18 protein-coding genes are annotated in these 25935 nt (G+C 50.7%); 15 read left to right on the forward strand and 3 right to left on the reverse strand.

Features of this window, described 5'->3' with window-relative positions:
• The first annotated feature begins 483 nt into the window (after positions 1-483).
• The 11 genes from AC6B99_RS17315 (at position 484) to AC6B99_RS17365 (ending at position 20759) form a co-directional block, all read left to right on the forward strand.
• Complete coding sequence (locus AC6B99_RS17315) at positions 484-3873, forward strand: tubulin-like doman-containing protein (RefSeq protein WP_496663861.1); 3390 nt, start codon at positions 484-486, stop codon at positions 3871-3873.
• 4 nt (positions 3874-3877) lie between these two features.
• Positions 3878-6370 (forward strand): transcription initiation factor TFIID, encoded by a 2493-nt coding sequence (locus AC6B99_RS17320; RefSeq protein WP_494863726.1) that lies wholly within the window; start codon positions 3878-3880, stop codon positions 6368-6370.
• A gap of 51 nt (positions 6371-6421) precedes the next feature.
• Positions 6422-7708, forward strand: a complete 1287-nt coding sequence (locus AC6B99_RS17325) for a VWA domain-containing protein (RefSeq protein ID WP_494863728.1) — start codon at positions 6422-6424, stop codon at positions 7706-7708.
• Positions 7709-7733: 25 nt separating this feature from the next.
• Positions 7734-8375 carry a beta-mannanase gene (locus AC6B99_RS17330; protein ID WP_494863730.1) on the forward strand — a complete coding sequence of 214 codons (642 nt, stop codon included), beginning with the start codon at positions 7734-7736 and terminating at the stop codon, positions 8373-8375.
• A 22-nt stretch (positions 8376-8397) separates the two neighbouring features.
• The gene (locus AC6B99_RS17335; RefSeq protein ID WP_099517533.1) at positions 8398-9657 is read left to right on the forward strand and encodes a TRAFAC clade GTPase domain-containing protein; all 1260 of its coding nucleotides are present in this window, start codon (positions 8398-8400) and stop codon (positions 9655-9657) included.
• Positions 9657-12860: a GAP1-N2 domain-containing protein gene (locus AC6B99_RS17340; protein ID WP_496663862.1), complete on the forward strand. Its 3204-nt coding sequence runs from the start codon at positions 9657-9659 to the stop codon at positions 12858-12860. Before AC6B99_RS17335 ends, AC6B99_RS17340 begins: the two co-directional genes overlap by 1 nt.
• 209 nt (positions 12861-13069) lie before the next feature.
• Entirely contained in the window at positions 13070-13876 is an 807-nt protein-coding gene (locus tag AC6B99_RS17345) for a hypothetical protein (protein WP_494882654.1), read from the forward strand.
• Positions 13877-14264: 388 nt separating this feature from the next.
• Positions 14265-16022 carry a CHASE2 domain-containing protein gene (locus AC6B99_RS17350; protein ID WP_494882656.1) on the forward strand — a complete coding sequence of 586 codons (1758 nt, stop codon included), beginning with the start codon at positions 14265-14267 and terminating at the stop codon, positions 16020-16022.
• Positions 16019-18328, forward strand: coding sequence for a FecR family protein (locus AC6B99_RS17355; protein ID WP_496663863.1), 2310 nt, complete (start codon positions 16019-16021; stop codon positions 18326-18328). Before AC6B99_RS17350 ends, AC6B99_RS17355 begins: the two co-directional genes overlap by 4 nt.
• A 25-nt stretch (positions 18329-18353) precedes the next feature.
• A complete protein-coding gene (locus tag AC6B99_RS17360; protein ID WP_496663864.1) occupies positions 18354-19871 on the forward strand; it encodes a stalk domain-containing protein in 1518 nt (505 codons plus the stop codon).
• Between the two features lie 108 nt (positions 19872-19979).
• A complete protein-coding gene (locus AC6B99_RS17365; RefSeq protein WP_056033021.1) occupies positions 19980-20759 on the forward strand; it encodes a squalene/phytoene synthase family protein in 780 nt (259 codons plus the stop codon).
• Between the two features lie 88 nt (positions 20760-20847).
• On the opposite strand, the gene AC6B99_RS17370 is transcribed toward AC6B99_RS17365, so the two are convergent.
• Complete coding sequence (locus AC6B99_RS17370) at positions 20848-22020, reverse strand: MFS transporter (protein ID WP_496663865.1); 1173 nt, start codon at positions 22018-22020, stop codon at positions 20848-20850.
• Between the two features lie 217 nt (positions 22021-22237).
• A complete protein-coding gene (locus tag AC6B99_RS17375; RefSeq protein WP_056032036.1) occupies positions 22238-22630 on the reverse strand; it encodes a MerR family transcriptional regulator in 393 nt (130 codons plus the stop codon).
• Positions 22631-22846: 216 nt separating this feature from the next.
• Here AC6B99_RS17375 and AC6B99_RS17380 point away from each other — a divergent pair, with 216 nt between their 5' ends.
• The 4 genes from AC6B99_RS17380 to AC6B99_RS17395 all read left to right on the forward strand — a co-directional run bounded on the left by AC6B99_RS17380 (position 22847) and on the right by AC6B99_RS17395 (position 25411).
• Positions 22847-23908: an NAD(P)-dependent alcohol dehydrogenase gene (locus AC6B99_RS17380; RefSeq protein ID WP_496663866.1), complete on the forward strand. Its 1062-nt coding sequence runs from the start codon at positions 22847-22849 to the stop codon at positions 23906-23908.
• A 106-nt stretch (positions 23909-24014) separates the two neighbouring features.
• Complete coding sequence (locus AC6B99_RS17385; RefSeq protein WP_496663867.1) at positions 24015-24311, forward strand: helix-turn-helix domain-containing protein; 297 nt, start codon at positions 24015-24017, stop codon at positions 24309-24311.
• The gene (locus AC6B99_RS17390; protein ID WP_494863748.1) at positions 24281-24826 is read left to right on the forward strand and encodes an IS3 family transposase; all 546 of its coding nucleotides are present in this window, start codon (positions 24281-24283) and stop codon (positions 24824-24826) included. Before AC6B99_RS17385 ends, AC6B99_RS17390 begins: the two co-directional genes overlap by 31 nt.
• A 132-nt stretch (positions 24827-24958) precedes the next feature.
• The gene (locus tag AC6B99_RS17395; RefSeq protein WP_494863752.1) at positions 24959-25411 is read left to right on the forward strand and encodes a GNAT family N-acetyltransferase; all 453 of its coding nucleotides are present in this window, start codon (positions 24959-24961) and stop codon (positions 25409-25411) included.
• A 220-nt stretch (positions 25412-25631) separates the two neighbouring features.
• Here AC6B99_RS17395 and AC6B99_RS17400 read toward each other — a convergent pair.
• The coding region (locus AC6B99_RS17400; protein WP_496663868.1) for a transposase at positions 25632-25935 on the reverse strand (304 nt) is incomplete at its 5' end.

The raw sequence follows: 25935 nt of genomic DNA on the forward strand, positions 1-25935 counted from the left end.
CGTCAAAACAGCCATTTGCAGCGCATTAGCGGCTCCTGAGTCCGCTACTTATGGCAAAACCATAATTCAGTTGAAATAGCGTCTGCTGTGTCCGCCAAGTCTTTCTTTGTGCAAGGAGCAGGCCTCTGTCATAAGGAGCATGGAGCAAAAATATTAGGGGATTTGCGAGGGGGAAAGGGCCTTGCGGTCGTCTATTGTAGATAGACTTTTGTGGGAATATAGGGTTAGAGGTATGGTGAGAAAAGCGGAATGGAATGAAAAGATTGGACTGGAGAAGCGTTAGCGTTCGTTTAAAGCTTTCCGTAGGAAAGCAGCTTCGTAAGCATATGCTTTTATCCTTGAAATTCCCCCTTGGGGAATAATTAATAGAAATTCAAGGGTAATGGCGATCAGTTGCCAATCTTTTCATGCAATGCAGCTTCTTTCTCACCATTCTTCTAACAAGTATAGAGCAATGATTCATACCATTTGGAGGTAGAACGAATGAAGCCGATTGTTAGAGAACATATCCAGCAGCTAGACGTTTCATTAGGCGGAGGTATCGTCAGTGAGAAAATTCGCGTCGATACGATCGATAATCCTATTCTCATCATTGGACTCGGCGGCACCGGCATCGATGCGCTGCTGCGCCTGAAATATCAAATCAACCGCCGTTTTAAGCTGCCCGAAGATCCCTTGTCCAAACGCAAGCTGGAAAGGCCTAATAACGTCGAATTTCTAGCTTTTGAGACCAATGAACAGGACCGCAACAAAAAATATAAAGGCATCGGCCTCGACCCAATCAATGAGTTTGTGCTGCTTTCCAATGCCGAAGTCGGCGGACTGCTGCAAAACCGCAGCATTTTGGAGCCGTACATCACCGACTGGCTGTCGCCAGAGCTGAGCATTACCGATGGCATGAACGGCGCGGCAGGCGTACGCCAAGCTGGGCGTCTGCTGCTTTTTACGAAAATCAATCAGGTTGTGCAAAGCATCGATAAAAAAATTAAGACGCTTTCCGTCGGCACAAGCAAAAAGCTGATGGTATTCCTGCTTACCGGTCTATCCGGTGGTACGGGCAGCGGCTGCTTCCTTGATATTTCGTATATCGTGCGCGGTATTATTGAGCGCGATCATGGCTCGGCGGGCGTTGACCGCGTCAACACGCTGGGGTACCTTTTTACGCCGGATATTAATCTCGCAAACAAAAGCTTAAGCGAGCATACTAGAGAATATATTAAGAAAAATGGCTACGCCGCGCTCAAAGAGCTCGACTACTGGATGAATGTTGATGCCCGCGGCGAGCGCTTCAAGCAGCAGTACGGCAGCATTCTCAGCGTCAATTCGCCGCTTCCACCGTTTAACCTTTGCCATCTGATTTCGGCGACGAACACGGAGGGCAAGCTGCTGGAGAACGCTTATGACTACTGCATGAACGTGACAGCGGAAAATATTACGAACTTTATGGCGAGCGAGGATAAGCAATCCGGCGAAGAGTTTGCTATTCACGACTATATCAGCAACATCCGCACGAATATTGCACAAATGAACAAGCAGTATCCGGCGAACTATGATTACAACATTATTGGCGCTTCGTCGGCGGTACTGCCGATTGAGGAAATGACGACCTTTTTGGCGTATCGCCTGTTTAGCAAAATGGATAAAATGTTCCACAAAGCGCCGACTCAGGACGATGTGGAGAAATTCGCCCGCAAGCTCGGCATTGATCTCGATACGATGATCAAGACGTTTGAGTCGCGCGTGCCTGAGCCGCTTCCGGGCTTTGAGAACAGTGAGCGCCTGAACTACAGCAATGTAGTGAAAATGCAGGTGGTCAACATGGATACCGAGCTGGAGCAGACGTTCCTGACGCGTGCCCGCGAGGAATATGTGAAAGCGAAGAAGCAGCTGCCAGGGGAAATCGTCGGCCAGTTCACCGACCAAATCCGCCGTACCTTCCTGCATCCAGAGCAGGGACCGTTTTACGTATCCCGCCTGCTGCACACCGAGAAGGGCTTCTGCCTGCTGAAAATGCTGCTTTCCTACATTGAAGTGCTGCGCGAAACGCTGCTGCGCCTGCCGCGCGACATTGAGTCGGCAAGCATTCAAGCGGAAGAGCGGATGGGCGATGCGAAGAGCGCCTTCGTGTCCAAGGACAAGAAGAAAAACAGCTACATTGAAGCTAAAATCAATGAATATTGGCTGCGCGCCGATGTAGAGCGTACCGAGCAAATGATCGAGTTCTACGAGGATCTGTATCAGCTGCTGAACAACGAGAACAATCGCTTCTACAGTGTATTTACTGAAGTGCTGAACGTGCTGAATGGCATTTTTGCGAAAAATGGCGATATTCTGATCAATGGCGACGAGCAAGCCGATCACAAGGGCAACAAAACCTACTATTGGAATTTAGTAGGCGTGCCGGACATTTCCGATGTGATCGCCCGCATTATGGAGAAGAAGGATGTCGATGATCTCATTCGCGACTTCTCGCAGGGGCTGCTTGACCATTCCGACCAGTGGGTGAAGGAGAAGGACATTGACATCGTCAATTCCATTTCCGACTTCCTGACCGATAAATTCGGCGATTTGATTACGAGATCAATGGAAGATTTCCTCGTGATGAAATATGGCAATGACGAATCGATTGAGAAGTTCGTCGAGCGCTTTATTGCGACGAAGCTGGATGAAGAGGCAGTTGCCGTGTTCAATCTGAGCAATAGCTCAGGCAATTTGCATTTCCCTTCATGGGGCTTCGTATCGGTGCCGCAGCATGCGCCGAGCATACTCAAGGGCATTCGCAATTACCAGAGCAATGCGGTAGGAAAATCGCATTTCACCATTAAAGAGAGTGAAGTGAAAAACCGGATTTTCTGGCTGAATACGAAAAATGGCGTGCCGCTGTTCGTCTATACGCCGCTCAAGGTGTATGAGGAAAGCTATGAACGGACGATTCTCGATAAAGAAGGCGTCGGCCGCCATCTCGTCATGACGGAGAAGGTCAACTGGACGAATCTGCCTTCGCCAATTCCAGAGAAATCATGGGGCGATACGTACAGCAATGCGAGGGTGAAAGGCTATAATGCCCGCGTGCGTGCCGAATTCCAGCGTGCGCTTGGCTACCGGATTATTAGCGAGAAGGGTGTCGACAACAGCATGAGCAGCCGTTATGCGGTGCAGTTCACCCAGCCATTCCAGCTGCAAGCGCTGCTCAGCTCGTACAATATGGAGGCTAGCGCTGCGAAGCCGAATCTTGGCGAAGTGAAGCGCGCTGTCATTGAGCTTCGCCGCCTGCTGGCTGAAGGCTTGGCACCGGATGGAGTGAAGGATATTTTCGGCAGCCTGAATGAAGATTTGGCGCAGGAAAATCTCATTCGTTCCCCAGAGCTGCTGGCGCGTGTGCGCGAGGAGCTGGCGAAATACGATGCGATTAGCGACAAGGTCCTTGAGCTTGAGAAGCTGCTGAGCCTGCATCAGGATGAGGAGAAGTGGCTGGATCAATTTATTGAGGCGCTTTATACGGAAACGATTGTGAAGAAAGGCGCGCTTTATGTCTATGACCGCGACCCAGAAGAAGAGGCGTGGGCGCCATTCGCCAATCTGATGAAGAGCAGCAGCTTCGTGGAGCATGAAGTGTTCGAGAGCTTCCGGGGGCTGGATGAGAAAAACCGTGCCGCCCTGCTGCGCAAAGCATCGCGCCGGGTGACGGATTTGACGGCAACGGAGGATACGAAGCTGCTCGTTCATAAGCTGGATGAGCTGTTCAGCGCATTCCTCGACGCCCGTGACCGCCTGGAGTACGAGCGGATTGAGCTGGCGAACGGAGAAGATTTGTACCAGTTCTACAAGCAAATGACGAGCAAACTAAACGACATACGCAGAAAGTTGAAGTAGGCCTATGAGAGAGCTTCTGGAGCGGTATGCAGCTGATTATGCGGCTGCCGAGCAAATGCTCAGCGGTCATGGAGACGACCAGAGCATCATTCATTATCCGACCGTATTTTTGTATATTGGCGACGAGGCGGGGCAAGCCATTGAGCCGATGATTCAGATGAATGCGGCGAAATGGGAAAATAGCGCTGGCGTGATTTATTTTCACGCCGCGTCCACTTCAAGGAGCGGCGGCTCAGCCAGCGGAAGTGGCGGGCAGCCGCCAGCCGCCGGAGCAGCAGGCGCTTCTGCCGGAAGCTACGCAGGCGGCAATGCAGCATATGCCGGCGGAAACGGACGGCAGGCGGCGAGCGCCGCCAATGCCGCCAAGGTGACTGAGGTCGTGCTGGACGGCTTGTCGTCGTTTGGCAGCGACCATAAGGCGGGGCGCAAGGAGCTATGGGAAGCCTTCCGCGGCAATGCCGGCTATTTGGCTGACCTGAACCGCGCGCTTCGCGGCGTCAGCGATACAATTGCCGATTATGGCAGGCTGTATGCTTCCTTCGATCGGCTGCATTTGGCGGTTATCACGCGTGCCGATGACCCGATGAATGCGCTGGTGCCGGATATTTCCCTGCTGGCACAGGCGATTTTTCAGCAATCGTTCAAATCCGTGCAGATGGATCTTTATACGCTAATCAGCGAGCGTGAGCAAATGGATACCTTCGCTCACGCCAGCGCTATTGGCGTGAGCTTTCTGCGCGAGCTGGAAGGGATGCAGCGGCCGGACTATACGTTCTCGGCGCTGCTTGAGGTGACGGGCGACGGGCTGGCGATTCCGGTCGTTCACCCGCCGTCGCCGCTGTTCGATCTCGTCTACGTGCTGTCGGATCGCAATGAGAAGGGCATGACCGCCGTTAACGGCATTCGTGACAACTATGATATCATTTGCCACATTCAGCTGCTCAAAAACCGCAAGCGCAAGGATGCGCAGGCAGATGAAGCCTACGGCGGCTACAATAACTCGACGTTTAAGAACAGCCTGCGTACGGAGTCAGGCAGGCAGGGCTTCGTCTCAGCGGGACTATCCAAGGTGAAGCGCCCGAATTATTCGATTGCGCTGACGGTGCTGTATCATCTGCACATGCAGCTATCCGAGCTGCTGGCGAAGGAGCCTGAGCTCAGCATGCGGGAGAAGCTTGCCTGCTTTGGCCTCGATCCGGCCTCGGTCGATGCGATGCTGACGCAGCTGCTGCCAAGCGAGGAGCAGCTTGCCGACATGACGGGACTGCTAACCTCTGGCGTCCGATATGAGCAGTTGAAGCCATTATCGCTGAGAGACGCTGAGGAGGCGCTGTTCGGGGATGGGGCAGCTGTCTTTTTCCATAATCATTTTGCCCGCACGGCGCAGCAGCGGCTGTCCGAATTTGGAGCGGCGCCGGAAATGCGGCGTGCGGTTGCCAAGTTCGAGCGGGAGCGCGCGGACATTAGCTTCTACCAGCTATGTGCTTGGACGGAGCCAAGCGGCGACGATGGCAGTGTGCTCGCAGGCGTCCGCAGCCGCATTAAAGAGCTGGCGATTGCGGTGGAGCAGGCGCGCGAGGAGTTGGAGCGCACGCAGTCGGGACGCGCGGAAGATGTCCGCATTCAGCGGCTGCCTTTTATGGATAAGCAAAATTTGCGTTCGTTTATCCGTGCTTTTTTTGGGCTGGTGTATGGCCAGAAATGGGAGCTGCTCCGGCTGGAGCTGGAGCTTTCCCTGTATCGCCGCTTGGCGGATGAGCTGGAGCAGCTTCATGAACTGTATCGCCTGCGCGTCAAGCAAATGGCGGATATGGCGGATGTCATGAAGCTGACGGCGCTGCAAAGCATCAAGACCGCTGACGATTACATCGGGCAAAATATTTTTGAATATTACGCTCGGGTAACGGCAGATATTGTGCTGGATGTGCAGGATAAGCGGGGAGCGGGCATCTGGTTTGATGAGCGTTATCTCGGTTCGGCGGCGGAGCTGCTGGAGCAGGGCAATGAGGCCTACGTAAATAAGCTGGCCCAGTTATGCTTGAAGCATGTGCTGACGGCGGAGCCATTCGCCCAGACGTTCGAGGAGGAGCTGCTTCGCAGGGCGAATGTGACGATCGACTACACGAACCGCCAGGCGCTGGCGAAAGAGGATTTGTTCAAGCGCCTCTACCGGACGCTGGAGGAGAACGCGTCGATCAACGTTCGGCTGCTGGACTACACGCATGAGCATCGCTACGAGGAAAAATATATGTTCGGCGACGCGGACAGCGAGTTTGTGCAGTATGCGCTTGGCGTCGACGAAACGTCGCGGATCTACAAGCTTGGCTGCATTCACGAGAAGCGCAGCAGCGGTGTGGAGAAGCTGAACCTGATGGGCGGCTTCCATCTTGAAGACCTGCTGTATTATCGCAACGGCAAGGTGTATTACGAGACATATAGAGAGAACGGCTATGCGTTCCACGGCGTGGACCCGGCGGGCTTGCCGGAGCTGCGTTAGACCGGGGCGCAGGGAATAAGCCGAATGAATGTAAGAGAGGATGCTATACACATGCAGCGAAAAATAAACCTGCTACTATTGTTGTTTAGCTTAATAGGGGGATTCATCGGCTACGCCATCGGAGAACTGATGCTGGCGCAGTGGACGGGCGATATGCCGCGTTCGGTTCTCATGGGCTTGTATTTCGGCGTACTCGCATTATTTATCGGGCTCGGCTGCTTTGTTGCAGAGCTCGTCAATCCACATTTGAACGGCTCATCCTGGCGCCAGCGCTACACAGGGCTTTCGTGGAAGCTGTTCGTGCCAGCGACGCTTGTGCTGCTTTTTGCAGCGGGCTGGGGACTGCAGTTTTTTTACGGACTCAATATTGGTGGCTTAAAGCAGGTGAAGGATATTGTCCTTGTCATCGACAACTCCGGCAGCATGGCGGAGACGGACCCGGACAATCAGCGTTATGTGGCGGCGAAGCAGCTTATTGACCAGATGGACAATGACAAACGCGTCGCGATTGTGGGCTTCAGCGATTTGGCGGAGCAGGTGCTGCCGTTTACGAGCGTAGACTCGGCTGCCAATAAGGCAGCAATCAACGCGGCGATTGACTCGTTTGTGCCGACGGATGGCGGAACGAATTTCAGCGTCGCGCTGGAGGAATCGTTGAAGACGATTGAGGCGAAGGCGGACAGCAAGCGCGGAACGATGGTGATTTTGCTGTCGGATGGCTTCAGTGAATCCGATGTGGCTCCGCAGCTGGCGCTCTACAAGGAGCAGCAGATTGCGATTAATTCCGTCGGCCTCAGCCTCGTGGATTCGAGAGGGGCGGACCTGCTGCGCAACATTGCCGAGTCGACAGGCGGCGCTTATTACGATGTGCAGAAGGCGACAGAGGTATCTACAGCGTTCCAGACGATCTACGATACGATCGATGATCGCACGCTCGTCACCGAGCGCACGGGACCGATGGCCGATGCAACGTTTTACAAAATCGTTCGCGTCATCTCGATGCTGCTGATCGGCGGTGTGCTGGGCGTAGCGATCGGGCTGTTCTTCGACAATCGCTATTTGGCGCGCAGCTTCGGCATTGGCGGTGCAGTTGGCGGCTTGCTGGCGGGCCTCGTGCTGGAAGCGTGGCTGTCTGGCCATTTACTCAGTGATTCGTTCACCCGCTTCATGGCGATTGCGCTGCTTGCAATTATGATCTCCTTATTCACCTTGATCGTGCCGATTAGAGAAAACAGCCGGCCGGTGAACGACAGGCGCCGCGGGGCTCCAGTCCCGAGAGAGCGCGGAGCATCGAGCGGCGACGGAACCTCGAAGGATAGCCGGAATCATGGATTTTAGAAGTCAGCTAGGGGGCGATTGACAGATGCGATTTGTGGAGGCAGAGGGCGATTCGCCGCGCATCAACGGCTTATCCCATACGCTGAATGGCGACCGCTGCACGCTGCAATGGCTGTGGCCGAGCGGCGTCGAGGCGGTTTATATCGGCAAGGCGGAGGCCGAGCAGGCGGCATTCAGAGGAACGCCGGAGCTTGCATCATTAAAGCTATATACTAGGGCCGAATACAAGGCGAACAACGGCTATCATATGAGGCTGGAAGGCATCGGGCGCTACCGCTTCACCGTCTACATTTATGAAGAGGGAGCGGAGGATGGCAAAGTCATCTGGCTGCAAAGCGATGGCCGCAACGAGCTGGATGTGAGCGCCGGCAGAGCGAAAATCCGCTATTCCGTCAAGCAGAAGACCGGCTTTCTTCAGCGCTATAAGACGGTTTCCATTCAGGTGACGGCGGAGGTGCCGATTGCCAAGGATGTATTGTGTTATGTGAAAAAGGCGGGGGGCTATCCAGCGAGCAAGGACGATGGCATGATGTATCCATTTGCCGCCGCTTTCGCCTCCGGGCGGAATGTGCTTCCGCCAATCGAGGTCGGCAAGCAGGACTTCGTCCGTGTATTTTTCACCGATGGCCCGCGTTTCGCACAGCTGTACGAACTGGTGCCGGAATGACAGCAGGAAGGGGAGATAAGGCATGGGCTTTTTTGACTTTTTAAAAAGAAAACCGCAAGCAGAGCTGCTTCAAGGCTCTTATGATATTGTATGCCCATTTTGCTTCAGCAAGTTTGCACCGGAAGATGTCGTATTTCGTGCCACGCACAGCCGCGAGGACGATGAGGATTATGCGCTGGGCGAGGACGAGCAGCTGAACCGTTATAGAGAGCGCTTCGGGCTCGATTCTGTCCACGATATTGAGGCTGTTATTCATCCCGAGGATGTGCCGGAGGAGAAGCATCTCTATGCAGGCGAAGTGCTGATCGGCTTGAACGACCGCTACGGCGAGCTGACGCGCAGAAGGCTGTGTCCGAAATGCCATAATGAGCTGCCGGTGACGTCGGGCAAGGTGCCGAGCAATATTATTTCGATTATTGGCGCTTCACAGGTCGGCAAATCGGTGTATATGACAGCGCTCATACATACGCTGCAAAATACGACCGCCGATCATTTTAACGCGGCGTGCATGCCGCTTACGGCGGAGATCAGCCGCAAGTTCCGCACGAACTATGAGGAACCGCTATTTGGTCGCGGCGATCTGCTGGCTTCTACGCAGAAGGAAAAAATGCAGGAGCCGTTTATTTTTCAATTCGTCTTCCGTGACGAGTCCAAGCCGCCGCTGACGCTGGTGTTTTTCGATGTGGCGGGCGAGGGCATGGTCGAGGAGGATTATTTGGGGCTGCATGGGCAGCACATTAAAAACTCCTCCGGCATTTTGTTCATGGTCGATCCGCTGCAAATCCGCTCTATCCGCGAGAAGCTGCGCATTAACCACGGCGACAAGCCGGGCGAGTGGGCTCCGCAATATGATGAGCCAAGGGACGTCGTGCTGACGATGTTCAAGGATTTTATCGCGTATCAGGACAATAGCAAGACGGATATTCCAACCGCCGTCGTCTTGACGAAGAGCGACATGCTGCACGCGCTCAAGGATGAGGAAGGCGAATATATTAAGTCGAACAGCAACATTTTTCACAATATGGTGCATCGCAATTATTTCAACTTAACCGAGTTTGAGAACATTGATGGCGAAATGCGGCGCTTTATCGAGAAGGTTGACCGCCCGTTTAAAGGGACGATGGACGTTTACTTTAAGGATACAGCCTATTATGCGGTATCGGCGCTCGGCAGCAATCCGGTCAATCAGAAGATGGAGACGGTTGTCAGCCCGATCCGCGTTGATGAGCCATTTATATGGCTGCTGTATAAGCTGGGTTATATAGAGGGGAGAAGAGAATAGTGAAGCATTCTACCTCTACTATTGGCCAGCAGTTGTATACGCGGGAACGCCGCGGCATTTTTCGGGCGACGGAAGGTTATGACACGGTAGCCAAGTCCGAAGGGCTGGATCAGCAGTTTGTGAAAAAGCAGCTGCATCCGCTTTGCGTCTATGACGCTCCAGCTGAGCTGGCCGCAAGCGGCGAGAAGGATGGCGCCGCTTATCCAGAAACAGCGTATGTGCTGCGGCTGGAGAGCGGCGAGGCGGTTGTCGGCCGCAGCATCTATCAAGCCGTTGACTTTACGGGGCTGCGCAGCGCCTTCTTCACGCACAACTACGTCATTCCTGCCGCGATTGCGGATGCTGATCCAGATAGCTATAAAGCTTTCCTCGGCGCTGCCTTCGTGGACAGCTACGATATTGAGCAGGGCATGGAGCTGCCCGATTTGGCGGCACTGCCGCTAACGGCGGGCGGCGCTTGGGCGCCTCGCGAGGCTGGAGCCGCTAGCTCTGCTGCCGGCGGTGCTGGACTTGCGGGCGTTGCCAATCAGCGGGCGGCGCTCGCTGCGCTGAACATTAGCGAGCAGCGCTTCAAGCAGCTGCTGTTTGCCGTTATGGCAGCCGTTGGCGGACGCAAGAAGGTATATGTGGCGCTGAATGTGCCTGTCCAGCAGCTGTCGGAGCAAGCGAAGACGCTGCTGGCGGTGCTGTATGCGAGCTTGCCTTATGCATTCCGCAAGCAGTTGGGCTTCATGACGTTTTCCAAAGAACCGCAAAGCCGCAAAGGGATTCAGCTCACCTTCGTTGAGAAGGGGAGCCTGCGGGCGGGCGACCGCAATACGGATAAGGACTACACCTTTGATTTTGTTAATGATCGTTTCCTAAATGTCGATTTGGATAAGGGAGAGCACCCTTATTTGGATTTTGCTTGGAGCGTTATGGACGAGCCGGACCGTGCCGAGCGTTTCTATCAGTTCGCTGAGGAGATGCTTAGCGGCATGGGGCAGGAGCGGCTAATGGCACTCGGTTCTTACCATGAGCTAAGCGTTATGTTCCAAGTTGAGGAAGGCAGCGACGAGCTGTATGAAATGCACAAAAGCGCCGTGCTGCGCGGGATGCTGGAGTATTTACAGCCGACAGGAGCGCTTACGCAGCGCATGCGGATGAATGATTTATTTTTGTCCCGCTTCGATTATGAGTTTGATGCGGTGCGTGACGGCCGTGTGCCTGAGCCGTTCATTGCGGAGAGCTTTAAGGATTATTACCACATCGACAGCAAATATAATGGAGGCAAAATCGTCGATTTCTTCATCCGCTCCTTGCTCGCTGCACAGCAGCAGGGCCAAGCGGAAGCGATGGCTGCCTACTATGGAGCCTTGGAGGCCGAGCCGCTGCTGCTGAAGGACTTTGTCAGCAAAATGCTGGCGAACGGAGCACTGCTCGAACGGCTGCTGCTCCCGTTTCTGGACGGCAAGCTGCGGGATACAAGATCGGCGAAGGATATTATTATTTTCATGGGCAAATGGGGCAAAGAATTCCCAGCCATTCTCGATAATGATGTCGTTCACAAGCTCTTCAGGCAGCAGCTTAAGGATAAGCTGATAGATGAGGCGCAGCCTGTGCAGGTGTTCCAGCAAGTGCATGAGCAGCTCGACAAGCTGAGCTCTTCCGCTTTCGACAGCGACGAGGGCCGTGTGAAGACGAACCATTTGACAGCGGGAATCGGCGTCCGGCTGTTTGAGCTGGAGCTTGTCGCATACCGGACGCTGCTGACGGAGCTTGATTTGGACCGGCTGTCGCAGCGTGAGCTGCTCAAAGGCAGCTTTTTGGAGAAGGCGGATCGGCTAGAGCAGTGGAACGCTCAATTGACTGATCCTAGGCAGAAGTCGACGGCGCTTATTATTAAAGCGGCTTACGATTGGTTCTTCAAACCGCTGCCGAAGGCAAGCCTGTTCGCAAAGCTGTCCCCGGTCGAAATCGACCGCGTTCAGCAGCTTGGACGGCGCTGGATGCTGACGGTCGATTCGGAAATGAAAGCCGAGCGGTTTGAGCAGCTCGTGCTGGCCTTCTATCGCAGCTCGGACATGGAGACGATTGATTATGCAGGGCTGCTGGATACGCTTCGCAAGAGCGCGGGGGAAAAAGAGCTCGTTTATCAATTTTTCGCATGGTCGGAGCGCCATGAGGATTTTATGCGGCCGCGAGGCTTCGTGCCTGCGTATGCAACCGCCATTACGAATTATTTCAGGCAGCATGATCGCGATGCTTTCAAGAGCCGGGCGAATCGGAATCAGTATTTTTCCAAGGCGGGCCCAAGGCTGCAAGCTGTCTACAAGCAGGTGAGAGGGGATCTGTCTTCGCCTCTGGCGAAGCTGTTTCGGCAAAATCGCAAACCGTTCCTCTTCTCCATAATTATTGCCTTCGCCATTCTAATGGTAGGCATTGGCGGCTTGCTTGCGCTTGGTGGCGGGGATAAGCCTGAGGAAGGGGCCAATCTTCCAGGTGCGACGGATGGGCCAGGCTTGACCACTCCAGGAGTGGCGATTCCGGATACACTCGTGTATGCGGCAAAGCAGGAAGGTGTTGACGGCAAGCAAACGACGACACTCGTATTCCGCTTCACGGTTGCTGCGATATGCAGCGCTTTTTCACCAGAGACGGTGGCTGTTGTGGCAGCAGATAGAGAAACCAAGGAATACAGCGGCCTCACGTTCATTCCTAGCTGCACGACGGCTCCTGTGGCAACTCCGGGAGCAGGTACGGATGAAAGCGATGCTTCCGCGAGCCCAGGCGATAGCCCATCGCCCACTCCTACAGCAACCAGCGATGCAGCGTCAGGCAATACGGGCAATGTAGAAAATGCAGCCGCTGGGACGGTGGATGCGGATGCGGCATCTGCAAGTCCTGGCGACGCATCGCCATCGCCGGATGCAAGTGCTGGCGCCAGCGACAATGCAGCCGCCAGCGGCGGAAGCAGTGCAAGCCCCGATGGAGCAGCAACTAGCGAGCCAGGATCTGCTGGCAGCGTAGCGCAGCCCAACCCGAGCGATTATCCGAACCGCGTCGTTATTGATTTAGGCGAGGATGTGGAGCTGCTTGCAGCGAGCAAGGTAAAGGTTGGTGCTGCTGAATATACGCTGACTGAGCCTTTAGCGGATGAAGCTGCGGACACAGGCGCTAATGGCAGTCCTAGCTCTAGCGCTGTCCCAAGCCCGACCAACTAGCCTTCATAAGCAGCATCGTCAAGTCGTTGGCCTATTTGTAATAGGCGGTTAACCTAGGCGAAGCTTGCTAGAACACAAACAGGTATCTTTCCTGCCATAGCGATGGCGAAAGATGCCTGTTTGCGTTACAGCAGTACAACGCTTGATTCAAGATTTTCGAGCTTCATCCGATATACTTCATAGGAATATGGAGAAAGGATGAAAAGATAGTGGGGAATTGGAAAAGAGACCGTATGATGGCTGTGCTCGTTGCCGTCCTATGCGTGTTGATGCTGACAGCTTGTGAGGACAGGTTTAAACAGCAGCAAATTGGAGAGTTTATGCTAACGGCCGATGCGGCGTATGAGCGAAAGGATTTTGAATCTGCTGAATTGGTCTATGGGAGAATTCTGAAGCTTGACCCGGAGCATGAGGAGACCAAGCGAAAAGTAAAAGAGATTGCAAGCATTATAGACCAGGCTAATGATTTGATCAGGCAGGGGGACAAGGTGCTTAAGGAGGGCGACCTTTCCGAGGCGCAGCGGCTTTTTTCGGAGGCAGAAGACATGCATCCTTATAATGAGGACGACGCGATGGAAAGAAACAAGGCCCAGTTTGAGATTGCAGCCATTCGTGCTCACATAGAGCGGCTTGCCGCATTGCGGGTCCAATTTCGGCAAATAGCCGCGGAGGTTAAGCGTAAGGACGACTTGTCCTCCAAAAAGCTGTCTGACGAGCTGCTTGCTTTGCTGCCGGAAGCGCAATTGCTATTAGCAACAGGCAGCGCGCCGAAAACCACAGAGGCACGCCAATATGTTGAGCCGCTGGCAGAGGAGAGAGATGCGATCATTGCCGAGCTGTCATTTTATGGCGTGCTGCCAGTTCTTGCAACGAATGAGGAAGAGTACGTGGAGAATATAAAGGAAATGCTGGCTTATTCGATCAAGAATGGAGTGTACTTAAAGGGAGAGGATCTTCCTCTTAGCGTCGATGCTATTTTGGATGGGATATTTCCCGAGCGCGCGAAAGAGAAATAGAAGCAGGCTTTTTATGAAAAAAACAGCCTGAATGAGCGACTTATCGGAAGCTTTGCAGGGCCCCTGTGTAGACAGGGGTCTTTTTTGATATATAAGAATTTATAAGTTTGAGCTTATAAATTGATTTATATTTCACCGCGAAACGAGCTTTTTCCGCCAGAGGACGGCGTCAGCCGTTTATTCTTGTGTTTTGAGTGGGAAATGCTAATATTTTTTCCTAAAGTTTGCGCCAGATCATGCCCAAGCGGCGAATTCTGAATTATAATGAAAGACAGGATAATTTTACATAAAAGCAAGAGATTTAAAACGATAAATGAGACAGAGATAGAAGCGGCTGCCCTTGCTCGCATAGTCAGTCATCCGGCCAGCTTTGAGAGGGGAAACACAATTGAAAATCAAGCTTAAGCATGTTATGGCTGTCCTGACGGCGCTAGCTTTGCTGTGTCTATATCGGGGGACGTTTTCACAGGCGGAATTTTATTTCCAGGACCATGTGATGCAGCGGGAAAGCCCGATTGATACACAAATCGTCATCGTAGCTGTCGACGATCAAAGCTTGGAGGATTTGGGCACCTGGCCGTGGAGCCGCAGTGCGCATGCGCAGCTGGTGGATACGCTAAGCGAGGGCAAGCCGGCAGTCATTGCATTTGATGTAACCTTTGCGACGAGCTCGGATGAGGAGTCGGACAGCGAGTTTGTCGATGCGGTTGCGAGAGCAGGCAATGTCGTTCTGCCTGTCTACGGTACCTTCTCCGACTCTGCGCGCTTAGGCGCGATTGAAGCGGAGGCGCTTTCCGAGCCGTTCGAAGGCTTGAAGGAGGCTGCCGCAGCGACTGGTCATATTAACACGATTACCGATTCTGATCGGGTCGTTCGCAAGGCGCTGTATTCTTTTAATAAAGACGGCCAGCAAATAGACAGTTTTTCATGGGAAATTTACAAGCTGTACATGCAGCGTTTAGGCAAGGAGGCAGATGCGTCCAAGCTGCCGCTCGACGGCTTTCAGCGTTTCCCTATCGCCTATACGGGCGGTCCCGATCAGTATGAGACGATTTCTTATTCGGCCGTGCTGAGCGGCGACGTTCCGGCGGACTATTTTACGGATAAAATCGTCTTAATCGGCCCATACGCTGTAGGGTTTAACGATGATTATTTGACGCCAATGAACGATAAGCAGGCGATGAACGGCGTTGAAATTCATGCCAATATCCTCGAGCAGCTCATGGAGCAGAATTTTAAGCGGGAGCTGGATTGGAAATGGAATGCGCTCGTGCTGCTCGCTGCCGTAGTGCTGGCCTATTATTTGTTCCGGAAGCTCAATATGCTGCTGTCTTTCCTGTCGGTTGCGGTGCTTATCGCCGTATTTATCGCAGGCGGACGTTATTTATATGGGCAAGGCATTTTGCTGTCGCTTGGTTATGTGGTGCCGCTGCTGGCAGCCAGCTGTCTAGCGGTCGTTATTTTCAACTATGTAAGCGAGCTGGTGGAGCGGCGGCGGGTGACGGATATTTTTGGCCGATATGTGGCGCCGCAGGTCGTCAGCCAGATTTTGAAAAATGGCGAAGACGGCTTGAAGCTCGGCGGAAGCAGGCGCGTCCTGACGGTGCTGTTCGTCGATATTCGCGGCTTTACGCCGCTGTCGGAGAAGGCGGAGCCGGAGGAGATCGTCGAAATTTTGAATGAGTATTTGGATTTGACCGCCAGCTGCATCTTTGAGCAAGAGGGGACGCTGGACAAGTTTATTGGCGATGCAACGATGGCGATCTTCAACGCGCCGCTGCTGCTGGACGATCATCCGATGAAAGCGGTCCGCGCCGCATGGGCGATGAAGCAGGGCTCAGTGGAGCTTGAGAAGAAGCTTACCGAGCGCTTCGGCTTTGGCGTGAAATTCGGAATCGGCATCCATACGGGGCCTGCGGTTTTTGGCAACATCGGCTCCAAAACGCGGATGGACTACACGGCAATTGGCGATACGGTCAATACGGCTGCCAGGCTGGAGAGCCATGCAAAGCCAGGACAAATTGTGCTTAGCGAGTCGACGTATGAGGCGGTCAAGGATCGCATTTTGGCGGAATCGCTTGGAGAAATAAAGGTCAAGGGCAAGGAGCAGGGCATTCACATTTATGAATTGGAGGGATTAAAATGAGAAGCTTCAAATGGCTGCTTGTGTTATTAGTCGTGTGCTATGCGGCGCTGCCTACAGCTGCATGGGCGAAGGATACCGATAAAGTCGGCAAGCTGACGTCTGTTTCGGGTAAAGCCGAGGTGAAGAAGGGCGGCGGCACAAAAAGCTTCAGTGCGTTCAAGGGCATGGCGATTACGCAGGGAGATACGATTAAGACAGGAAGCAATGGCAAAGTCAGCATGGACCTCGACAGCGACAAGGAAGTGACGATTGGAGCGAACACGACGCTGCTGATCAGCCAGCTGGTCAAAAGCGCCAGCGCGCTTGGCGGCAAGACGAAGCTGACGCTCCAGAACGGTTCAGTCGTTATTCAGGTGAAAAAGAAGCTCACGGGCGATTCCCGCTTCGAAATCGAGACGCCAACAGCGACAATGGGCGTTATGGGTACTAAATTCGCTGTTTCATATGAACAGGATAGCAGCTATGTCGGCGTGCTCGAAGGTGTCGTAAGCGTCACCGGAGAGGCTGGCGAGCGAATCGCGGCCCTTTTGGCAAATGAGCAAATCAAGCTGAATCAAGCAGGTGAAGGCTCGAAAGGAACGCTGGTGCTGAGCGATCTGCCGCTCGTCGCGCTGGAGAAGCTGCTGGAGGAGCTGGAGCAAGCGGCCGGCACCGAAGCGAATGCGGCGCTTAAGCAGCAAATAAGCGAGCTGGTGAAGCAAAAGCAAGCGGAGCAGGATAAGGCGGCAGAGGCGGAAGGGAAGCCTTTCAACAAGCCAACTATCGTATATGTTCAGCCCGCTTCTAGCGTACCAGCGAGCAGTGGAGGAAGCAGCGGTTCTGGTTCGGGCGGAAGCACGCCAACGCCGACACCTGCCGTGACGCCAACACCAGAAGCCACACCAACACCTACTGCTACCGCAACACCGGATGCAACGCCGACGCCAGTCGTGTATGAAGGGGCGCCTGCGGCGGATACGGCCGCTTTTTACGGCAATCCATATTCTTATTTCATAAATAGCACGACTATCGTCGTTCCGTTCACGACGCTGCTTGCCTTCAATGAGCAGGAGGAAGATCCGGATCGGACGCTTTTGGACGGCGTTATTTTTGCGATTAATAATCCGGAATTTTTCTGGGAAGTAGAGAGCGCAACGCTAGAAGGCAAAAATTTGGTTATAAAATTAGCTAATGAGCTTCCGCTCAATTCCAGACTGTATATATCTGTACGCGGCGATTATTTGAAAAACGCTCAAACGGACGAAGTACAGGCGGACTTTACCGAGCTTGGCCGGGATGGCAATGATATTGATTTTAAACCAGCACTTAGCCAAACGGACCTTCGATACGTACAAAACTTGATGGTAACGCCTGTAATGGACGATATTCTCGTCTATCATCTTGGCTATAGCCATGCCAATTTGACGATGACTTTGGAGAACGAAGAAGGCCCGGTAGCTTTTGATTCCGAGGTGGCGTATTACACGCAAATGGGAGGGGAAAATCATTTCACCTTCACGTTTGAACCTGGGTGGCTAGAAACTTTGGATGCAGCAGCAGCGCCTTATACGTTGTCGGTTACGCTGGATTTGGACGGCACAGAGGTTGCTGATCTGACCATGAATATAACGGTGGAGGACTCGCGCGACCTGCCTTACTTTGACGAGGAGGCCTTCAATAGCGATCGAGACCTTTATATTAAAGATGACCATACGTTTGTTTTGCCCTTCACGACTGCGATTATTTACAATGAGCAGGCTTTTCCCGATCAGGGACTCGCAGAGCAAGTAGAGTTCTGGATTTATGACGAGCAAGGAGAATTAAGCAGGAAGCTTCCGCTTGAATATGTCGAAATATCGGGCCGGGAGCTGTCGATCCATTTGGCTGAAGGTGTCCCGCGAGGTACAGGGATTTTAATAACGATTGCCGGAAACAGCTTGAAAAATCCAGAAAAGGATAAAGCTCAGCCGGATAGGCTTCAAACGCCTGAGGGCACTTTATTTGCCTTATCTTACAGCCCGGGATACGTGAAGCATGTCAGAGGCAGCAGTATGCCTCAGCCCCCAGTTATTCGCTTTAATACGTTGGGTGATGACTTAGGGGAGGTCCGCTTATATAGCAGCTCGGAGATTGGATCGAAAATCGTGGATGCAGCGGATTATACGATAGCGCAGGAGCCGGGCAGAGGCCCTACGATTACGCTCACAGAAGCTTTCTATAACCGTTTGGATGCAGGTAGTTATTTCGTTGAAGTCCTAATTATGCAAAATGGGCAAGAAGTCAGCTCAGCCCTCATTGAAATTTTGATTTTGCCGAATCCATTATAATGGACTTATAGGGAGAGAACATACAATGAACAAAAAAGGAATGCTGCTAGCCTTCAGCGCGCTGCTGTTCACATCGCTGCTGCCGCAAGGAGGAGCAGCTGCGGCCGCTGAGGCAGCAGCGGGTAGGCAAACAGGAGCCGCTGCCGAAGTCAGCATTTCCGCAGCGGCTGCTGCGGACACGGCAGCCGCTGCGGCTGTAACCTATGAGCTGCAAGGCTTGAAGCAGCCATGGGGCGTGACGGCAGCAGCGAGCGGGGATGAGCTGCTCGTAGTGAGTGCGGGCAGCAATAACATCGGCCGCTGGAACGGCGCTGCGGGCAAGCTTAGTGCTGCCGCCGGCGGCGGAGCAGCGGGGTATGTGGATGGGGAAGCGGCAACCGCTGCGTTCCGCACGCCTTCTTTTGCTGCCACGGATGCAAAAGGAAATGTGTACATTAGCGACACAGACAATCATGTTATTCGCAAATTTGCAAGCGGCAAGCTGACGACGCTGGCGGGCAACGGCGAAGCTGGCTATGCAGATGGCGAGCAGGGCACGGCGCGTTTTAACTCGCCTACGGGTATTGTGGTTGATGCCGCGGGCAACGTTTATGTAGCCGATACGCTTAATCATGTTATTCGGCGGATTACGCCGGAGGGCACTGTATCGACATTTGCTGGACAAGCACCGTCAGGAGAGACGGGTGATTACGTAGACGGGGCAGCAGCGAAGGCGCGTTTTAATGAGCCTGCTGGACTTGCTTTTGACGAAGCCGGACGTCTTTTTATCGCGGATAGTGGAAATCATGTAATTAGGGTAATAGATAAAGGAGAGGTTACGACGCTTGCTGGCCAAAAGACGGCAGTCGATCCTTTAACCGGCTATCGCACGGGAGGCTATCAAAATGGGGCTGCTGCTGATGCGCGCTTCAACCGGCCGCGAGGGCTTGCATATGAGGGTGGCGTTCTGTTCGTAGCGGACAGCCTCAATCACCGGATTCGTGCCGTGATGGAGAATGGCCAAGTTGCAACGCTGGCTGGGAAAAGTGATGCTGGTGATCTGATCGGTCCAGCGGATCAGGCCCAATTCAATCAGCCCACGGGGCTTTTTTATCGCTCAGGAAAGCTGTATATTTCCGATCCCCCCAATGGCAATGTGAAGGCGCTGGCGGTTAATCCGGCTCAATTGCAGCCTGTTCGTAATGCGGAGGATCTACTCTCTGGCGTTGATTTGAAGCCTGCGGGAGCAGCGGTACAGCTTTGGCTGGATGGCAAGCAGCTGACCAGCGGTCCTGCGCCTTACACGAGCGGGAAAAAGGTGTATATTCCGGTGCGAAGCGTCTTTTTAGCATGGGGTGCTGGGCTGGACTGGCATGCTGCATCGAAAACCGCTGAGCTGCATAAAGGCGATTGGTCGCTGAGCCTTAAGCCAGATTCCGAGGGCAAAGTGGTTATAACGAAAGGCGTGCTTTATATCGAGGCCAGCCACTTGGAGAGATTAACGCCATTCCTTGCCGTCTATGATACCGAATATCGTGCTGCTGTCATAGATAGCGGGCAATAATAGGACGGTTTTTATTTGGGAAGTTAAGCGTCGTATGATATGATTATAAGAAATGTGAAGCTACTTTTGGAGGGAACACTCATTACTAACGTCGTCCTTAATGATGCTATGACCATGCTGCAGCAAACAAGCCGGACTTTCTATATTCCTATCAGCCGTCTGGAGTCTGGCTTGAAGGAAGCTGTAGCAGCTGCATATCTGTGTATGCGGGCTATTGATGAAATAGAGGATCATAACGACATCTCAGACCAATTGAAAGTCAAGCTGCTCATCGGAATGGAAGAAGCTTTCCAGTCTCCTGATGTAACAGAAGCCACACAGAAGCTATTGTCTCCCTATGAGGATGTATTGCCGGCTGTATCTATGCGGGTAAATGAATGGGCGGAGCTATGTCCGTCGACTGTTGCCCGCACCATCTATCGTTATATTGCGATGATGTCGAAGCAAATGGCGGAATGGGTAGAGAAAGGCTGGCATATCCATACGGAGGAGGATCTCGACCGTTATACATACAGCGTAGCTGGGATGGTAGGCGAGATGCTGTCGGAAATCTGGTTATGGTTTGATGGAACGAAATCGGATACGGTGAAGGCAGTTGCTTTTGGCCGTGGGCTGCAAGCCGTCAATATTCTTCGCAACCGCGACGAGGATTTGGAGCGGGGCGTGGACTTTTATCCAGATGGCTGGGGGCCGAAGGAAATGCTGGCGTATACACGCCGCAATCTGAAGGTTGCGGATGCGTATATCGCAGAACTGAAGAAGGGTCCAGCCCTAAGCTTCTGCAAGATTCCGCTCACGCTGGCTCATGCAACCGTGAACCTCATTGCTGCTGGCGGCAACAAGCTGACGCGCGACGCGGTGCTCAAGCTGGTTAACCGATTGAACTAACTTTCGCTTGCCAGGAAAAAAACAGCCCGCAAGGAGAAGGACTTTTGTGAAAAGTCTTCTGCTTGCGGGCTGTTTTTATATTCATTGTTTATGAGGAAAGTTGTTTTGTTGTTGGACTATGCATGTAGGTTCTCATTAAAATAAATACAACACTCAATATCAAAAATAAGAATCCACCTAATACAACGTATTGTGTACCCATTCCCGAAATAAATAATCCTCCTATAGACGTCCCGGCTGTTACCCCTAAGTTGCCAGCGGTTAAAAACAAGCCATTTGAAAATTCAGGAGCTTCTGGAGCGGCAGACGTAATCCAATATTGGCTAATATTATTGCCTAAAGCTACTACTATTCCAAACACAAAAAGAGTGAAAGCCATAGGTACAGTGAACTGTCCCAATATCAGCAATAGGATGTAAACGGCTGCTAATACAAATGGAAATGAGGCTACAGATTTTAAGGCGCTTTTAGTAAGCAGCTTCCCTGCGACGATGTTTCCTATTATACTTGCACCACCGAATATGAATAACATGAAACTGATCGTTTTCCCAGGTACATTCGTGATGGTCTCAAGGTACACGGCAAGGTAACTGCTAACACCATACATCGCTGCATTCATAAAAATAACCCCAACGATGGATAGCCAAATAATTGCTCTTTTTAATATACGTATTTGAGAGCCATAAGAGAGTTTTTCCTTAACGGGCATTGATGGTACAAATAGAAATATCGCAATAAACGCTATCGCATTTACGATCGTAAAAAACAACATCGCCATTTCGAGTGAAGTTGTACTAGCAATAAGACTAGAAATTGGCGCACCGAGTATTAGCCCTCCCGTGACTCCCATAAATACTTTGGAAGTAGCTTTTGGAGCGTCTTCTTGGCTAACAGAGGCAGCTGCTGCTGTCAAAGCTATTGTGATATAAACGGGATGAAAAAAGGCTGGAATCACACGCGCAATGATTAGAATGGCAAAGTTTGAAGCGAATATGGAGACCAGGTTACCCAAAACGAAGACACCTAGTACAAGCAGCATTGCCTTCTTGCGATTGATGCCCGAAAATAATAACGGCATAGTGGGTCCCGATATGGCAACAGCCAGGGCGAACAGACTCACTAGCAGCCCTGCTTTGGATACACTGACATGAAAGTGATCAGCAATTAGAGGCAATATCCCGACGATACCCATTTCCGTATTTAAGATGCCGAAAACACCTAGGGTCAATATAAATATAAAGAAACGATTTCTTTTATCCATCAAAAATTTTTCTCCTGCCTTTGTTCTTTATTTGCTAAACAAGGTCATAATAACGTTTAAAGTTGACTTTAAGTCAAGCAACATTTTTAACTGACAGCTGCGATACCAGACTAGATTGCGAAGCAAATCCCAACTTTATACTGAAAAAAGCCGTTTGCCCAACATAATTGGGCAAACGGCTTTTTTACAACCAAAATCGTATTAAGGCAGTTCTTCATTAAGCTTCGAATGGCATGTTTTCTTCGTTGTATTTCTTTTCTATTTCATCGTAAAATCCTAGCTTCTCTTTTATTTTTATAAAAGCGTTATCCAAGTCTCGTTGTTTCTCCATCATTTTCTCTTTATGTTTTTCTAATATTTGTTTGCGCTCTGAGGCTGTGCTGTCTCCTGCTTTTGTTAATTCCACAATCGCACGCAATTCTGAAAGAGGAATATCCGTTTTTCGTAAACATACAATCAGATCCAACCATAATAAATCGTTGTCGTCAAAAATGCGATTTCCATGCTCGTCTCTTTTTATAAAAGGCAAAAGACCCTCTTGTTCATAATAGCGGAGTGTATGCGTAGGCAAGTTTACCTTTTCAGCTGCTTCTTTTATATAAAATGCCATTGTATCCTCCATCATTTTTACGGATAGTGGTGATCGATTTCATTCATTTTATTATAGACCTTAAAGTGCACTTTAATGCAACCCGTTTAGTTAACGAAAAATAATTTTCGGGAAAAACCCTTGCTTTAAAGTCAACTTTAAGGGTTAAGCTGGTCTTATGAATTTTAAAGGCATGAAAAATAAGTGGATGTGTAGGAAAGGATTGTGTGATCTCTTATGTGCAATATTGATAATAATAGGACTACGACACATGTTCTAAGTGTATCAAATGCAAGGGCACCGTTTGAAAAGACTACTATTGAGCGTAGAGAATTACGGCCCCATGATATCCTGATAGATATTAAGTTTAGCGGCATTTGCCACTCTGATATTCATAGTGCATTCGGAGAATGGGGCGGTGGAATCTTCCCGATGGTTCCTGGTCACGAAATTGCCGGAGTCGTAGAAGCAGTAGGAACAGAAGTGACCAAATATGTCGTTGGTGACCGCGTAGGCGTTGGCTGCTTTGTTGACTCCTGCGGACAATGCGAATACTGCCTCAGTGGCGAGGAGCAATATTGTACGAAAGGTGTTGTCAATACCTATAATGGGCTAGACTACGATGGCAATCCAACATACGGTGGATATAGCCAAAAAATCGTTGTAACGGAAGGGTTCGTTGTCCGTATACCAGACAGTCTGGATATGAATGTGGCAAGCCCGCTATTATGTGCAGGCATTACTACATTTTCTCCCTTGAAGCACTGGAAAGCTGGCCCAGGCAAGAAGGTTGCCATTGTGGGAATGGGAGGTCTTGGTCACGTAGCGATCCAATTCGCTCATGCTATGGGTGCTGAAGTTACCGTATTGAGCCGCTCTAATCATAAGAAAGAGGAAGCATTGGCATTTGGCGCCGATCATTACTTTGCGACAAGTGACCCCGCTACATTTGCCCAATTAGCAGGCCGCTTTGATCTGATCTTAAACACCGTCTCGGCAAATCTGGATGTTGATGCGTATTTATCTCTGCTTCGCATTGATGGAACACTTGTAAATGTTGGTGCACCGGCTGAGCCAGATCAGTATCAAGTGTTTTCATTAATTATGGGCCGTCGCAGCATTGCCGGTTCCCTCGTTGGCGGAATTCGTGAAACTCAGGAAATGCTCGATTTCGCAGCGGAACATGGCGTTGCTCCAATGATTGAAGTAATCCGTGCAGACCAAGTGGACGAAGCGTATGAACGTGTTCTCAAAAGTGATGTGCGCTATCGATTCGTTATAGATATCTCTACTTTGTAGCTTGCAACTAATAAAAAGCCCTTATTTTGAACTGAAGTGCACCCCTTATAGTAGACATTGGAAAAACCCATATGGGAAACCGATGATACTTTAGGGGTGTATTTTTATGAGGAAAAGAGAGCAAACGAATAAATTGTATTCCAATGAAGTAAGGAAAGAAGCGGTACGTTTACACGAGGAGGATAAATGGACGTACAAGCAGATTACAGAAAAGTATGGAATACAAGATAAAGATAGAGTTCGTAAAAGGGTGTATAAATTCAGGAAACAAGGCGAATACGGATTATTGGATAATAGAGGTCGCCGAGAAGAGTATATAGATAAGAATCGTTACAACCAACAACTTCAACGGGAGAATACGGTACTAAAAAAGTGCTTAGAAATCTGGAAACGGGAGGTGTAAAAGGCAAGTATGCAATTATCGAGGAGTTATCTGATCTTTACCCAGTGACTCTGCTATGTGAATTACTTGATGTATGGAGGAGCGCATACTATAGATATCTTAAGCGTAAGCAAGCAGACCCTGATGGCGTAATCAAGCAGCGGATAAAGGCAATTTATCTACAGCGTGAGCGAATTTACGGCTATAGGAGAATCCAAGGCGAGTTAGAACGTCAGTACAATGAAACGGTGAATCATAAGAAAGTATTGCGTCTGATGCAAGAAATGGGTATTAGATCAATTATTCGCGCTAAACGTCCCTACTTTAGTAATTATCAAGCCGCGCAATCAGATGGCCGAGTATCTCCAAACCTCTTGGATCGTGAATTCACTGCTACAAAACCAAACGATATTAGTTCAATTAGCGAGGCTCAACAACGTATTGAGGAGTTCATTCGATTTTACAATAATGAACGAATCCAAATTAGATTAAAACAACAGACGCCAAATGAGTATCGACTACAATTTACAGCATGAGTGCAAATGTTAGACTGGACTTCATTAAACTAACGGCAGGATAACGCAATAGTGTTGTGGAAATATTCAGCAACCAAACTATATTTGCTGAATCCTGTCTGATGAAATAAAAATAAGTGTAAGGAGTGGATTATGGAATACCTAGTGAGGGAAATTCACATAACCGATTATCAAGACATTTACTTGTTGAATAGAGATTTTAACTCCTATCTTTCATGCTTTACTGAAGAGAAAGTCAAAGAAAAAATTGAAATCATTACACGAGAGACAAAAGATAAGATTTTTGTTTTCGAACTACATGGCGAGATTGTTGGATATATCCATGGAAGTCGCTATGAGTTGCTATTTGCCGATCCTTTGATCAATGTTTTAGGCTTTGTAGTAAAAGAAGGCTACAGAAATCAGGGTATTGGTAGCAAGTTAATGGATTATTTAGAGCAATGGGCGCGGGATGAGGGTTATTCCGGCATCAAGTTGTTGTCTCATCCGAGTCGCGAGCAAGCACATAGACTTTACCAGAAAAGGGGTTACCAATTTACGAAGGATCAGAAAAATTTTATTAAGTCTTTGGATAGCATCGAATGAAAATTGAAGCATATTTCTATCTGGGAACTATAGCTTAATAATCACCAGGATGAGGCTGACGGAAAAAATAGGCAGTCTCGTTGAGCTAAACCAGCTAATATCTTGTCAACATTTTTCTCTTAAATTTATTTGGCGTTGGCAGTATACTAAAAATAGGCGTGCTAAAGAACCTTCTCTGCAGTTGCTGGAAGGTTTTTCGTTTGAATGATAAATCTGCTAATTATGCTAAGTCAACAAAGCTCTCTTGCTTCACTAATAATGCATAAATCCAGTGCAGGAGCTTGTTAACACACGCAATCAGAGCGACGCGATAAGGCTTTCCTGATTCGCGCTTCTTGTCGTAAAACTCACGTAGTCTCTTGCTGCCTGACTTCCTAAGACCGCACAATACGGCGAGATATAAGGCGTGTCGCAGCTTTTTTGAACCACGTTTGGTAATGCGATTGCTGGTAGCTGTGAACTTACCTGAAGCGTAAACACTAGGGTCAATTCCTGCGAAAGCAACCAGCTTTTTAGCGTGATTA

The organism is Paenibacillus liaoningensis, assembly GCF_059609455.1.